This window comes from Colwellia chukchiensis (assembly GCF_002104455.1).
Lineage (GTDB): Bacteria > Pseudomonadota > Gammaproteobacteria > Enterobacterales > Alteromonadaceae > Cognaticolwellia > Cognaticolwellia chukchiensis.
This window is the reverse complement of sequence record NZ_NBOC01000001.1, coordinates 450,201-464,101: the sequence shown is the minus strand read 5'-3', so window position 1 is coordinate 464,101 and position 13,901 is coordinate 450,201. Positions and strand designations below refer to the sequence as shown.

Genomic DNA, 13,901 nt, shown 5'->3' with positions numbered 1-13,901 from the left:
TCTATTATTTTACTAATCCTTACCATCTGGCTGTTAAATAATATGGAAAATTAACCTAACAGCCAATAGCACGTTTTAGCTGCCTTAGCTTGGTAAGTTATCTAATAATTGCTGGGCATCGTATTGTTGCTGTGCATCCCCTGCTTTAACCACATCTTGGAGAATAACTTCGGCATTTTCATAATCACCAATTTCAATATACACCTTGGCTAAATCTAGTTTTGCCGCCATTCCTTGCTCATCATCGTCGATATCTTCAACACTTAAGTCGCCTGCAAATTCAGGAAACTCGCCAAGGCCGACATCAATGTTCATTTTTTCATAGGGCTCTGTTGGCTTATCATCAAGTAGGCTATCTGATAGTAAATCATCAACAGAAATAAAGTCTTTATCTTGCTCTTGCTCGTTAGACTCGGTGTCAGGTTCAATATTTTCAAACTCAAAGTCATCACCTATTTCAAAGTCATCATCGGCCGTATCGCGTTGAGACTCATCTGATTGAGTTTCTTGTTCTATATTGGCCAATAAGTCATCAAAGTCTAGGTTATCAAGCTCTTTAATGCCTTCGGCCTCTTCGACGTTGTCTTTAGGCGCTTCCGCAGCTTCATCGGCCTCAATATTGCCATCTAAATCATCGGCCAGTAGATCCGCTAATACCGTGCTGTCATTAAAATCTAGTGAGTTATCCACTAGGCCTTCTGGTGCTTTTTCTTCATCGAGTAGCTGCGCTAAGGTTGACTCATCAAAATCACCTGATAATGCCGCTAGTGTTTCATCGTCAATAACGCTCGAATCTTCTTCTGACTGCGCTTCATTCGCTAAATCGGTGTCAAGAAGCTCGTCACCTATGTCTAGGTCTAGCGCAGTGTCATCTTGTTGGTCTTGATTAACTTCATCGATTAAGGCATCTATATCAAAATCATCGGCAAGACTAGTCTCTTCACTAGCTGATGTTAGGTTTGTAGCCTCGTCACCGGCTTCATTATCTCGTAACTCGGAAAAGTCAGTATCGATAAAAGATTGCACGTATTCATCAGTAAAGTTATCAATGCGCTGAGAGTTTTCAGCTGCTGGCTTATGGGTATTTTCTTCATTAGAAGTGGCCGCAGCCTCGTCATCATTATCTACATCTAATAACGCGTCGATATCATCGGGGTCTGAAACTCCTTGTTGCACATCCTCATTGCTATCTTCAACTAGGCTGGCATCATTTTCTTGCTTGCTATCGTCTGCACTGGTTGTGCCAATGGCGTCTAATAAGGCGTCGATATCATCGGGGTCTGAAACTTCTTGTTGCACATCTTCATTGCTATCTTCAACTAGGCTGACATCATTTTCTTGCTTGCTATCGTCTGCACTGGTTGTGCCAATGGCGTCTAATAAGGCGTCGATATCATCGGGGTCTGAAACTTCTTGTTGCTCATCCTCATTGCTATCTTCAACTAGGCTGGCATCATTGTCCTGCTTGCTATCGTCTGCACTGGTTGTGCCAATGGCGTCTAATAAGGCGTCGATATCATCGGGGTCTGAAACTTCTTGTTGCTCATCCTCATTGCTATCTTCAACTAGGCTGGCATCATTGTCCTGCTTGCTATCGTCTGCACTGGTTGTGCCAATGGCGTCTAATAAGGCGTCAATATCATCGGGGTCTGAAATTTCTTGTTGCTCATCCTTATTGCTATCTTCAACTAGGCTGGCATCATTGTCCTGCTTGCTATCGTCTGCACTGGTAGTGCCAATGGCGTCTAATAAGGCGTCAATATCATCGGGGTCTGAAATTTCTTGTTGCTCGTCCTCATTGCTATCTTCAACTAGGCTGGCATCATTGTCCTGCTTGCTATCGTCTGCACTGGTTGTGCCAATGGCGTCTAATAAGGCGTCGATATCATCGGGGTCTGAAATTTCTTGTTGATCAGCGTTATTATCGTCTTTTTGATTATCGGCTAACGATTCTGCATTCTCGACTTCTTCACTTGCTACATCTAGCAAAGCATCAATATCATCGGGATCTGAAATTTCTGGCTGATCGGCGTTATTGTTACCTTCATCTTGATTAGCCGCAAATGATGCAGCGCTATCAACTTCTTCACTTGCGGCATCTAACAAGGCGTCGATATCTTCAACGGCATTTTCCGGTACTACTGTGCTTTCATCTGCTTCGTCTGCTAGCGCACTTTGTTCAGGGCTCGCAATAATGGCTTCATCTTGCTCATCTTCGCTCGGCTCATCTTCTAAGCCGGCAAATAAAGAATCTAAGTCATCTTGATTTAACTGCCCACCTTCTAAAACATCATCTTCTTCTAAACTTTCATCTAACGCTATGGTATCTAAAGAAATATCTTCAAGATCATCTAAGTCATCTAGGTCATCATCTAGTGCTATAACATCATCATCAGCGCTGTCTAGACTATCTGAGAATAGATCTTCATCTGCGTCATCTATTTCTGATAAGTCGATTGCCAGTTCATCATCAAGTGTTAACTCATCGCCCAAGTCTAAGTCATCATCAAGGGCGAGTTTATCCTCATCGTTATCAGCTACCGCTGTGGCTTTATTTTCGGTTTCCGCTGCGGGCGCTGCGGGTGCTTTGCTGTCTTTATTGTCATTGTCATGGGTTTTGCTCGCTCTTTTTCGCCAAAGCCAAGCAATAATTGACAATACAAGCACGGCTGGCAACGTCGCCATCAGTGCAACAAACCAAGCGCTTGACATTAAACTATTTTGTTCTAGTTCAGCTTTTTGTTTCGCTAATAATAATGCTTGCTCTCTGGCCTCAGCTTTGGCCAATAGCTCTTGCTGCAAGGCTAACATGTTATCCATTTGCAGCTTGATCTCTTTGCCCTTGGCAACTTCTTGCTGCATAACATCAAGTTGGTCATTAAATCGACCAAGGCGTTGGCGTAAAGCTTCGTTTTCTTTTAATAAGCTCTGCAAACCATCAATGGAATCTAAAACATCGTTTTGAATGGTGGCAAGCCTTTGTTGTTGCGTGCTGTCAATGGCTTGAAGTTGCACATTGATTTCTGACTTAGCCGCTTCTAAGTCTTGTTTATTAACGGATATTTGTGCTGGTGTTTGTGGTTTTTTTGCCGCCACTTTTACCACTTTTTTCTGCCACATTTGATCATCTTGACGAGATTTTTGCTGGGCAATTTCTGGATTAATAGCTCTAATAACGTCAATGGTTGGGATCTTTAAATACTGACCACTCACCATATGATTGAAGTTATTTTCTTTGAAGGCGTCTGGGTTGGTTTCAAATAGTGCCTGCATTACTTGGTATACCGAAAAACGCGGATCAGGTCGAACTTTTAAGGCAATATTCCACAGGGTATCTTTACCTGTTATCGGTCCATAGCGATCATAAGGGAAGGCATCGCTTGCTTTTGGACCGCGAATGCGTATACCGCTTTCTTCTGCGGAAATAGGTAGACTAAAACAGCTAATGCTAATAAAAAGTACCTGCCATAGGCACAGGCGTAAAATTTTTTGCATTAAAAATTCCTATTTATAATAATTATTCGCCAGTAGATTGACGAGTCCAAGTCAGGTGAATGCGAAGCAAAAATTATTCCAATAAGTTAATTTGCTTTACCTGCTTGCATAAATAATGCTATTTGTTGCGCAAATTGCCAACTGTTGCAGTAAAACTATCATATCGCTAAATTGAAATTAGTCATAGCAATGCAGTGAAATTGTCAGTATCTAAAAACAAAAAACCCATCGTTTATTATAACGACGGGTTTTAATTTTTCTTTAATAAATCGGCAACTTAACTTAGGTTAATATTCACTAAGGTGGTCTTTGATGAGCAATTCTGCAATTTGCACGCTATTAGTGGCTGCCCCTTTTCGCACATTATCTGCCACTATCCACATATTAATACCACTGTTATGGCTAATATCTTCACGAATACGGCCAACATAAGTTTCATCTTTGCCGCTAGCATCACCAATTTGGGTTGGGAAGTCTTCATCATTATGACAAACCACTAAGCCCGGAGCATTGCTTAACAACTCTTTTACTGCTTCTGCAGAAATTGGTGCATTGGTTTCAATGTGAAGCGATTCGCCATGACCAAAGAAAACAGGCACACGCACCGCGGTAGGGTTAACTAACACATTGTCATCACCTAATATTTTTTTGGTTTCCCAGACCATTTTCATTTCTTCTTTGGTGTAGCCATTTTCAAGAAACACATCAATTTGTGGAATGACATTAAAGGCAATTTGACGTGAAAAGTTTTTCGATTCCACGGGCTTACCACATAATAAATCTGAGGTTTGCTTCGCTAATTCATCCATGGCTTCTTTACCACCACCTGACACCGACTGATACGTGCTAACATTAACGCGTGAAATACCCACTTCATCATAAATAGGCTTTAACGCCATGAGCATTTGTATGGTAGAACAATTTGGATTGGCAATGATGTTACGGTTACGGTATTCCGCCAGCGCTTGTGGATTAACTTCTGGCACCACTAAGGGTACATCTGCATCGTAACGAAACTCTGAAGTATTATCGATGACAATACAGCCAGCATCACCGGCTATAGGCGCATATTTGGCCGATATAGCACCACCAGCAGAAAAGAAGCCTATTTGCGCTTGGCTCCAATCAAAATTGTCGGCATCTAATACTTCAATACTTTCGCCGTTAAACTCGATAAAGCCACCCGCAGAGCGAGCACTCGCCAATGGATAAAGTTTATTTATGGGAAAGTCGCGTTGTTCAAGTATTTCAATGATAGTTTTACCAACTAAGCCTGTTGCACCTAATACGCAAACATCAAATTTCTGTGCCATGTTCCTCTCTCTTTATTGAATATTAAAGTTGAATCCTAGCTGATTGGGCATCGCTAGATTCAATGAATTATTCAAGGCCACGGATAATGATGAAAACTCCCTGCGAGCTGGGTAGGTTTTCCTGATATAATCGAAGCCTTGAGTATTAATTTGTTGACGAAAAATTGCATCGTCTCGCCTGACATCGTATACCATTTTTACCAGTTGGTTTAGTAGTAATTCATCAATCGGTGAATTTATTTTTACGCTGCTAATTGCCGGCACCGGCAAAAAGTCTTTCAACTGCTTATTGGGTAAAATAGCAAGCTGTTTGCATAATGCCCGATACAAAATTTCTGTGCCACGAGCTTTTCCTTCTAAGCTATAACCAGCAATATGGGCGGTGCTGATCTCACAATAATCAATTAAGGGCATTAAAATGTCAGGTTCATGCTCCCAAACATCCAATACTAGCTTCACACCCTGTCCTTGTTGCTTCAACTTTAACAAGGCAGCATTATCGATAACTTCACCGCGACAGGCATTAATCAGTATTTGCTGATCACTAAGTTTTGCCAACCGCTCGGCATCTAATAAATGATAGGTGGCGTGCTCGCCGGCGCGTGTTAACGGCACATGCAGTGACACCACATCGCACTCTAGCGCTTGCTCAAGCGTGACATACTGTCGTTGGTCATCGGGGTTTTGCGCCAAGATAGGGTCACACAATACATGCTTAATATTTAATGCACTTAGCTTTTCACTGAGTCTTGAGCCGGTATTACCCGCACCAACAATGCCGACAGTTAAATCCGCTAGCGTGAATAAATAGCGCTCAGCCAATACCACTAACGCGCTTAACACATATTCAGCAACTGACACCGCATTACAGCCGGGCGCTGAAGAAAATTGAATATTGCGAGCGGCTAAATAGGCTTGATCAATATGATCAACACCTATGGTCGCTGTGCCAACAAAACGTAACCGCTGATTATCTTTTAATAACGCCTGATTGACTTGGCTAATGGAACGAACCAACAATACGTCGGCATCACTGATATCTTGGGCTTGTAAACATCGACCGGAAAACGCGGTTAAAGTGCCAAGCTCTGCAAAAAACTCGGCAGCAAATGGCATATTTTCATCATAATAAATATTCATTGTACGCATCCTTGAGCGTCAAATTATCATCTTATTTCATCAGTTATAAGCGGCATTGTTGATCATAACTTTCCTACTCAGACCTGATAGAGCAATATTGTGCATGGCTTATTGATTAACAAAACTTAGTCATGAAGCAGCGGCTAACTCGCTTAATTTTTGAAGTGGTTAATTGCGCTTTGAAAAATGTTTAAATAGCCTAAGATAAATACTGACCTAACTCATCACAAGTAATAATCGATGGTCAAGGCAGCTACGCTTATATCCGTTAATTAAGCCGGATAGGCGCACTATTGTAACCAAGAACTCAAATAAAAAGAACAAAACTAAACAAGCAATAAACAAACAAGCCGCTAAAATTAGCGGCTTGTTTAAAAGTGAGTTAAAACGGGGGTTAACTTAGCTTTTATATTTTTGCATCAATAAAGTGGCATTAGTGCCGCCAAAACCAAAGCTATTTGACATCACTAAGTTAAGCTCACTATCACGCTTTTCTGTCACTATATCTAAACCTTGTGCTTGCTCGTCCAAGGTGTTGACATTAATTGATGGCGCAACAAAATTATGCTCCATCATCAGCAATGAATAAATCGCTTCATGTACCCCTGCCGCCCCTAAGGCATGGCCTGTCATGGCTTTTGTGGCACTGATCGCCGGTGAGTCTTCACCAAACACTGCTTGAATAGCCCCAAGCTCTTTCACATCACCAACAGGTGTCGATGTGCCATGGGTATTTAAATAATCAACTTTAGCGTCAACACCTTGCATGGCTTGTTGCATACAACGAATCGCCCCTTCACCACTTGGCGCTACCATATCAAAGCCATCTGAGGTTGCACCATAGCCAACAATCTCTGCATAAATGTGGGCACCACGCGCTAAGGCGTGTTCAAGTTCTTCAACCACCACCATACCGCCACCACCAGAAATAACAAAACCATCACGGTCGGCATCATAGGTGCGCGATGCTTGCTCTGGCGTGTCATTATATTTAGATGACAAGGCGCCCATACCATCAAACATCATGGCTAACGACCAGTGCACTTCTTCGCCACCGCCAGCAAATACAACATCTTGCTTGCCTAACTGGATCAACTCTGCCGCATGACCAATACAATGAGCACTGGTTGCACACGCTGAGCTAATTGAATAGTTAACACCAAGAATTTTAAACGGGGTCGCTAAACATGCCGAGATAGTGCTAGACATGGTTTTAGGCACCGCATAAGGGCCAACACGTTTAACGCCTTTTTCACGCAGAGTGTCAGCAGAGCTAACCACGTTTTCAGAAGACGCCCCACCTGAGCCGGCCACAATACCGGTACGAATATTTGACACTTGCTCTGGGCTTAATTTTGAATCTTTAATTGCTTGATCCATGGCGATATAGGCATAAGCAGATGCTTCACCCATAAAACGTAATGCTTTGCGGTCAATGTGGTCTTTTACTGTAATTTCAGGCTTGCCCCAAACTTGACTGCGTAAACCTTTCTCGGCAAAACTTTCGGCACGGGTAATACCTGAACGTCCTGTTTGTAATGACGCTAATACTTCTTCTGCATCATTACCAATACTTGATACAATACCTAATCCGGTGATAACTACACGTTTCATCTAAATAACCATATTCAATTAAAAATCTGGGCGTATCATACAGACTTTTGCCCGCTATACTGGTCTGTCCAGCGTACACTTGTACACTGAGCAACTAAAAGTCTCTGACAGCCCATTGTAATAACTGATAAAATAACTTTTTTTTACAACGAACGAAAGATGGGAATATTGTGATTGATCAAACAAAGGTTAGCTTTCAGCACGATGGCAGTCCTTATTCAAATCGATTTAATGATATTTATTTTGATATCAGCCAAGGAACGCAGCAAAGTGAATGCGTATTTATTAACGGTAACAATATTACTGCCAGACTAGCCAAAGGTCCAAAAACCTTCGTCATTGCTGAAACCGGTTTTGGCACCGGCCTTAACTTTTTGTTAACACTAAATATTTTAAAGAAAATTTGGCAAAAATCAGCTACAGATCAGTCAAACCCTGCGATAAGCACTCATTTGCATTTCATTAGTGTTGAAAAGTACCCGTTATCAAAGGCACAGTTAGCTCAATCGCTAAAGCTGTTCCCTCAATTTTCCGAGCTGAGTCAAGCACTGATTAGTCAGTACCCAGAGCAACCGGATCAGGATATTGATTTAACATTTTTTCAGGGCGCGGTAACCCTGAGCTTAATATTTAAAGATGCCACCCAAGGGTTAACCAGCTTATTATCACACCAAAACCAGCCACACTCAGCGCTTGTCGATGCATGGTTTCTCGATGGCTTTGCGCCGGCAAAAAATCCAGATATGTGGCAGCCAGCACTCTTTCAACAAATTACGCGACTATCAAAAGAGCAAGCAACCTTGGCTACCTTTACCGTATCGGGCCAAGTAAGGCGTCAACTAGTTGCCGCCGGCTTTAGAGTCGAAAAGCGCCCGGCTTTTGGTAAAAAAAATGAAATGCTACACGCTATTTTTCAGCATAATCCGCACTCAGGAAAAGGCTATCAACAGCGCCCCATGATAGCGAAGCCTCAACATGTTAGCATTATTGGTGGTGGCATCGCTGCTGCGTGCGCGGCTTACGCTTTAACAAAAGCAGGGGTTAAAGTAAGCGTTTACTGTCAAGATTTTAGCGTAGCGCAAGGGGCTTCAAGTAACCATATCGGCGCTTTATACCCGCTGATCCATCAACAGACAGATGATATTAGTTTATTTTATCAACAGGCATTCAATTACGCGTGTCAGTATTATAAAAACATTAAGGCGCAAGGGTTTGATTTTGATCACGACTGGTGTGGCTTATTGGAAATATCGTATAAACCGGCGTTAACAAAACGACAACAACAATTTGCCAACACCAGTGTTTGGCCAAAAGACTTAGTACACAGCGTCAATAAAGTACAAGCCAGTCAACTGGCTAATATCGCATTGGATGACGGCGGCTTATTTTTTCCCAATGCCGGCTGGCTCGCCCCTGGACAATTAGTAAAACAAATATTTAACGCGGCACAGGCTACCCATAGGCTAAAAATCGAAACAGGCTGCCATATCGATAAAATTAGCCAACAAGCAAACGGTAAATGGCGACTGCACAGTGCAACAAAAGACTACACCGCCAGCGTCGTGGTTTATTGTGGCGGAGCACAAGGTATCCCATTGAATATTATTAAGCAAATGCCGCTAAGTTCGGTACGGGGTCAAGTAAGTAATCTTGCTAGCAATGAAAAAATGGCAAAATTGAGCACAGTAATTTGCCATAAAGGCTATGTAACTCCCGCTAATAATAATCTGCACTGTATCGGCGCCACTTTTCAAAAAGATAGCTTTGATATTACGAGTAAAGCTGAAGATGACAAGTTTAATCTCGACATGCTTAACAAATGCCTGCCAGGTATTAGCTCATGGCAACTTACTGACATTGTAAGTAGCAAAGCGCGATTACGCTGCATGACCCCTGATCACTTACCTGTTGTCGGTGCTATGCCTGACATTCAAGCCCATAAAACTCAGTACGCACACTTAAGCAAAGATAAGCACTGGCGCTACCATGAAAGCACACCTGTCATTGATAATCTTTATTTGCTGACCGGACTCGGTGCGCGAGGGTTGTGTAGTGCGCCTTTACTCGCGGAAATTTTAAGTGCTGACATTTGTGGCACTCCTTACCCACTGAATAATGAGCAATTATTTAACCTAGCACCAAATCGCTTTATTATCCGCGATATTATTCGTCGAAAATTTGACTCATCCGGTACGACAAAAGCAGCCGATTAGGCACCATAAACTACTCAGTACGGCGGCTTGCTAAATTAAGCTTTTTGTAGTTCAGGCGTTATTGCAACTGTACAATCAAGTAAAAACAAAGCGCTTGATTGCACAATAGCGGATTATTAAGATTTCACGCTGCGCAACAACAAGCTATTTAAACCAGCAGAGAGTAGGTGATAATGTTATTGGCGATTAAACGCAACTTGTAATTGCTGCCAATAGTTTTGCACAATTTGTCTATCTTGCGGGTTAAGCTCACCGCGTGCCGCTAGCAATTTTGCACTGATATTTTCGGCCAACTGTGCCGTTAATGGTTGCGACTCATCGCCATACTCGCTGCCCGCTAAACTAATAAAGCCACGCAAGTAACTGCCAGCAAAAAGTTCATCTGCACTGACATCTTGTGCGACTTGCTGATCTAGATAATCATATAAAGCCGTAAGGTTTTTAAATTGCATATTTTCTTCCACGTCGTTATAGGCAAGCGGCTCAACGTTGCCTAATATTGGTTATTAAAGTAAGTTTTTATTGCGGGCTTGCTACCGGATATAACACTTGGTCATTATAACCCGTTATAACAGCGATATACCCAGATAAGTCGATATCAAGCTCACTATCGCCGGTATCAGCAATCAGTGGCCTTGCTTGTAGTGCATTTAATTTCGTTTTCGTGGCTATCACTAAAATATTGTCTTTGCCTATGGCGCGAATTACGCGCGGGCTTAATTGCTGGTTGCCGCGACCAAATATATGCCCTTGTCCGCCAATCAGTGTGATCACCAATTTCACTTTATCTTGCGGGTATTGCTTGAGTAATTGCCATAATTCTGGCTCTGTTAAGTCATTGCTAATCAGTTCTTGCTGACATACGGCATCAACACCTAATAAGGTGTTGCTTAGCGCTAACTCTTCCATCAAAAAGGCCGTGGTTGATCCTGAGCCAATAATGAAAAGCTCATCATCCATGCGCGCAATTATATCAGCGGCAATATCTTGTAAAACCAATTCATCTGACTCTTTGCCGCCAGACTTTACCGCTTGAATATAGCGCAATTCTGACGGTACCTGCATTTCGCCAAAGCGCTTCGCTTTAACAACGCCCTGACGAAATAAGCTTTCATCAATATCCATGACATCGGCATCGGTTAAACTGACTAATTGATTAGTCACCATTAGCTCTACCACCCGACCCGCCGCTTTTGGCGTGATCGCATAAACGCCAGAATGAATTTTACAGCCAGCAGGAATGCCCAACACAGGGAAACGATCACCGACAATATGGCAAACATTACGCGCCGTGCCATCACCACCAGCAAATAATAACAAATCAACCTCTTGCGCCATTAAGGCCTGTACTGCCTGCTCGGTATCAAGCGCTGTGGTTTGTTCACTATCGGGCTGATAAATAACTTGCGTGGCAAAACCTAGCGCTTTTGCCGTTTGTTCACCCATCTCGCCAGCGACGGTATAAATGGTTATGTTCGCTTGATAAGGTAACAATATCTCTAACGCCAGTGCAGCCCTAGCATTAGCTTTAGCTATTGCCCCCAGAGCTTTCGCTTGCTCCGCTACACCGTCACCGTCGCTGCCTTTTAAAGCAACGCTACCGCCAATACCAGCAATCGGGTTGATCACTAAGCCTAATTTAAAGTTTTTCATCGCTTACTCTCTTTAATTACTGCACGCTCACGGGGTCAAATTGAAAATGTGCCGCAGTTAATGGATAAGGCGTTTGATAGTGCTTTGCCAATGCAGCAATAAATACTTCAGCATCGGCTGGAAAGCCTCGCGTTAAATAATTTTGCACCTGTTGGTAAACTTTGCTTTTAAACGCAATACGATCAGTTTTTCCGGTACCAGATAAATTATCGGTTGAAACATCAAACCTTTTGCCTGCCGCGACACAAAACGCCCACTCAATTGCCTGCGGCTTAATTTCAACCTTTTCAAACGCCTGTTGCTGTTTTTGATCACGACCATCAGGAACATACCAATAGCCAAAGTCTTCTAATAAACGCCGTTCCGCCCCCGCTAAACACCAGTGCGCTATTTCATGTAAGGCACTGGCGTAATAGCCATGAGCAAAAATAATTTGATGGTGATCACAATGCTTACTGCGCGGCAGATAAACAGGCTCGTCAGCACCTTTAACCAATCGAGTGTTATATTTTTTTGCAAACAATTGCTGAAAAATGGCGATCAAATCTTGAGTACAATGCGGCATGAATTTACAAGAATCATTAGTTAATAAGGTTCAATCCATATTGAGGCAGTTCAAAGTAGCACTGGCACAGGGATCATTTAAACGTAGCTAGTCGCACAACAAGCTTCTTGTGCGGTTTATATACGCTAATTACAGTGCAACAAAGCACTAGTGGTTATCCATCGTGATTACTAGCGATGCATGAAGGTTAAAGCTGTAATAAACGCGGACAAATTATACTGGGCTTAGCCACTAGATTTCAACTAACGCTAAACACTATACGATGAATAAGGGCTTTTAATGTGAGTATTGATGCTGTTATCTACTGAGGTTGAGTAACATGATGTTGCTCGCTAGCGACTTTATTACGCCAAACTTAAGCAAACCTTAAGTTTGGCGTGTATTACCATAGGCGTACGCCATCTGGGCTAATATTTTAAATCACTACCACCGACTAGGCGCAACCTGCCGATCATAACAAGTATAATCGCAACATTGGCGCGCACATTTATTGGTGCGCATTAGCATAAAAGCTGCTTTACCTAATAAGTTGAGCAATTTAGCGAGCGTGCTCTTCCGCGCTCACAAGTTTTGCTTGTTCTAGGCTGGGATCTTCAACCCGCTTAACACCACTATTTATGACAAAGTACCCCAAAACACCGGCAATTAAGGAACCAATGACAATACCCAGCCTATCTTGATAGATAAAACTAGTGCCTTCGCCTTGCTCAAATGCTAATGAACCAATAAAGAGGCTCATGGTAAAGCCGACGCCACACAAAATCGCCGCGCCATAAAGTAAGCGGAAATTAACATTCGTGGGCAGTTTTGCCCAACCCAACTTAATTGCAATATAGCAAAAACCAAACACACCTAGCTGTTTACCCACCACTAAGCCAATGATGATCCCTAAGGGTACAGGTGCCATGACTTGCTCTAGCCCTATACCGCTTAAACTAACGCCAGCATTAGCAAAGGCAAAAATAGGCAAAATAATAAAAGCAACTAATGAATGTAAGTTATGCTCTAGCGAAACTAAGGGTGATGGCTCGCCTTCATCACCTTTAATGGGTATAAAAAACGCCAGCACTACCCCAGCTAAAGTCGCATGTACACCTGATTTTAATACTGCGACCCAAAGTACAATGCCTAAGAAAATATACGGCGCGGTATTAGTTACTCCGCCTCTGTTCATGGTAAATAATGTTGCGAGAATGACCGCAGCAACGCTAAGTGAAAGTAATGATAATTGCTCGGTATAAAATAGCGCGATGATGATAATCGCACCTAGATCGTCAAAAATCGCTAACGAGGTTAGAAACACTTTTAGTTGCAGTGGTACTCTACTACCAATAATAGATAAAATACCTAAGGCAAACGCAATATCGGTTGCGGTTGGAATTGCCCAACCAGTAATTGCCACAGCATCATCATAGTTTAGTGCTGCATAGCACAGTGCTGGAATTAACATGCCACCAACAGCGCCTATCGCCGGCAGAGTGACTTGTCCCGGTTGTGACAGATCACCTTCGATAAATTCGCGCTTTAGCTCTAATCCGATCAAAAAGAAAAATAATGCCATTAAACCATCATTGATCCAGAGTAATAATGGCTTAGCTATTTCAAAGCTGCCCACCGCCACTTGTACGGGAATATCGAGCAACATATCGTAATATACGACTAGCGGTGAGTTGGCAATAATCATAGCAGCAACGGCAGCAAACATTAAAATAATGCCACTGGCTGCTTCCATATTTAAGAAATCATTAATACTTTTTATAATCATTTGTTCTCATTATTTAATTCGCAATGCGACATAATATGTCACATTTAACTATTATACAAACAGCGATAAGTGATTAATTGTAATTGCTGCTTAATTGGATAAAATTTCGACAGCTTATGTTAATATCGAAAAATATTCATATT

At 42.3% G+C, this 13,901-nt stretch carries 9 protein-coding genes; 1 reads left to right on the top strand and 8 read right to left on the bottom strand.

Annotated elements, in window-relative coordinates; translation table 11 throughout:
- Nucleotides 1-84 precede the first annotated feature (84 nt).
- The 4 genes from B6K83_RS02075 to fabB form a co-directional block, all read right to left on the bottom strand.
- Nucleotides 85-3,495, bottom strand: a complete 3,411-nt coding sequence (locus B6K83_RS02075; protein ID WP_085282745.1) for a FimV/HubP family polar landmark protein — start codon at nucleotides 3,493-3,495, stop codon at nucleotides 85-87.
- Nucleotides 3,496-3,782: 287 nt separating this feature from the next.
- A complete protein-coding gene (locus tag B6K83_RS02070; RefSeq protein WP_085282743.1) occupies nucleotides 3,783-4,808 on the bottom strand; it encodes an aspartate-semialdehyde dehydrogenase in 1,026 nt (341 codons plus the stop codon).
- Nucleotides 4,809-4,820: 12 nt separating this feature from the next.
- Nucleotides 4,821-5,948 carry a 4-phosphoerythronate dehydrogenase gene (locus tag B6K83_RS02065; protein ID WP_085282742.1) on the bottom strand — a complete coding sequence of 376 codons (1,128 nt, stop codon included), beginning with the start codon at nucleotides 5,946-5,948 and terminating at the stop codon, nucleotides 4,821-4,823.
- A gap of 399 nt (nucleotides 5,949-6,347) precedes the next feature.
- Entirely contained in the window at nucleotides 6,348-7,562 is a 1,215-nt protein-coding gene (gene fabB / locus B6K83_RS02060) for a beta-ketoacyl-ACP synthase I (RefSeq protein ID WP_085282741.1), read from the bottom strand.
- Between the two features lie 170 nt (nucleotides 7,563-7,732).
- Between fabB and mnmC the strand changes: the two genes are divergently transcribed.
- On the top strand, nucleotides 7,733-9,775 hold the full coding sequence (mnmC, locus tag B6K83_RS02055) for a bifunctional tRNA (5-methylaminomethyl-2-thiouridine)(34)-methyltransferase MnmD/FAD-dependent 5-carboxymethylaminomethyl-2-thiouridine(34) oxidoreductase MnmC (protein WP_233143778.1): 2,043 nt from the start codon (nucleotides 7,733-7,735) through the stop codon (nucleotides 9,773-9,775).
- 176 nt (nucleotides 9,776-9,951) lie between these two features.
- Here the strand turns inward: mnmC and B6K83_RS02050 are convergent, their stop codons facing one another.
- The 4 genes from B6K83_RS02050 to nhaA form a co-directional block, all read right to left on the bottom strand.
- Nucleotides 9,952-10,227 carry a YfcL family protein gene (locus B6K83_RS02050; protein WP_085282737.1) on the bottom strand — a complete coding sequence of 92 codons (276 nt, stop codon included), beginning with the start codon at nucleotides 10,225-10,227 and terminating at the stop codon, nucleotides 9,952-9,954.
- 67 nt (nucleotides 10,228-10,294) lie between these two features.
- Nucleotides 10,295-11,428 carry an ATP-NAD kinase family protein gene (locus tag B6K83_RS02045; protein ID WP_085282735.1) on the bottom strand — a complete coding sequence of 378 codons (1,134 nt, stop codon included), beginning with the start codon at nucleotides 11,426-11,428 and terminating at the stop codon, nucleotides 10,295-10,297.
- Between the two features lie 16 nt (nucleotides 11,429-11,444).
- Nucleotides 11,445-11,993: an elongation factor P hydroxylase gene (locus B6K83_RS02040; protein ID WP_085282733.1), complete on the bottom strand. Its 549-nt coding sequence runs from the start codon at nucleotides 11,991-11,993 to the stop codon at nucleotides 11,445-11,447.
- A gap of 538 nt (nucleotides 11,994-12,531) precedes the next feature.
- Nucleotides 12,532-13,758, bottom strand: a complete 1,227-nt coding sequence (nhaA, locus tag B6K83_RS02035; RefSeq protein ID WP_085282731.1) for a Na+/H+ antiporter NhaA — start codon at nucleotides 13,756-13,758, stop codon at nucleotides 12,532-12,534.
- Nucleotides 13,759-13,901 lie beyond the last annotated feature (143 nt).

Coding starts and splice junctions, on each gene's coding strand:
- nhaA (WP_085282731.1), bottom strand. CDS start 13,758: ATGATTATAAAAAGTATTAATGATTTCTTAAATATGGAAGCAGCCAGT.
- B6K83_RS02040 (WP_085282733.1), bottom strand. CDS start 11,993: ATGCCGCATTGTACTCAAGATTTGATCGCCATTTTTCAGCAATTGTTT.
- B6K83_RS02070 (WP_085282743.1), bottom strand. CDS start 4,808: ATGGCACAGAAATTTGATGTTTGCGTATTAGGTGCAACAGGCTTAGTT.
- B6K83_RS02050 (WP_085282737.1), bottom strand. CDS start 10,227: ATGCAATTTAAAAACCTTACGGCTTTATATGATTATCTAGATCAGCAA.
- B6K83_RS02075 (WP_085282745.1), bottom strand. CDS start 3,495: ATGCAAAAAATTTTACGCCTGTGCCTATGGCAGGTACTTTTTATTAGC.
- B6K83_RS02065 (WP_085282742.1), bottom strand. CDS start 5,948: ATGAATATTTATTATGATGAAAATATGCCATTTGCTGCCGAGTTTTTT.
- B6K83_RS02045 (WP_085282735.1), bottom strand. CDS start 11,428: ATGAAAAACTTTAAATTAGGCTTAGTGATCAACCCGATTGCTGGTATT.
- fabB (WP_085282741.1), bottom strand. CDS start 7,562: ATGAAACGTGTAGTTATCACCGGATTAGGTATTGTATCAAGTATTGGT.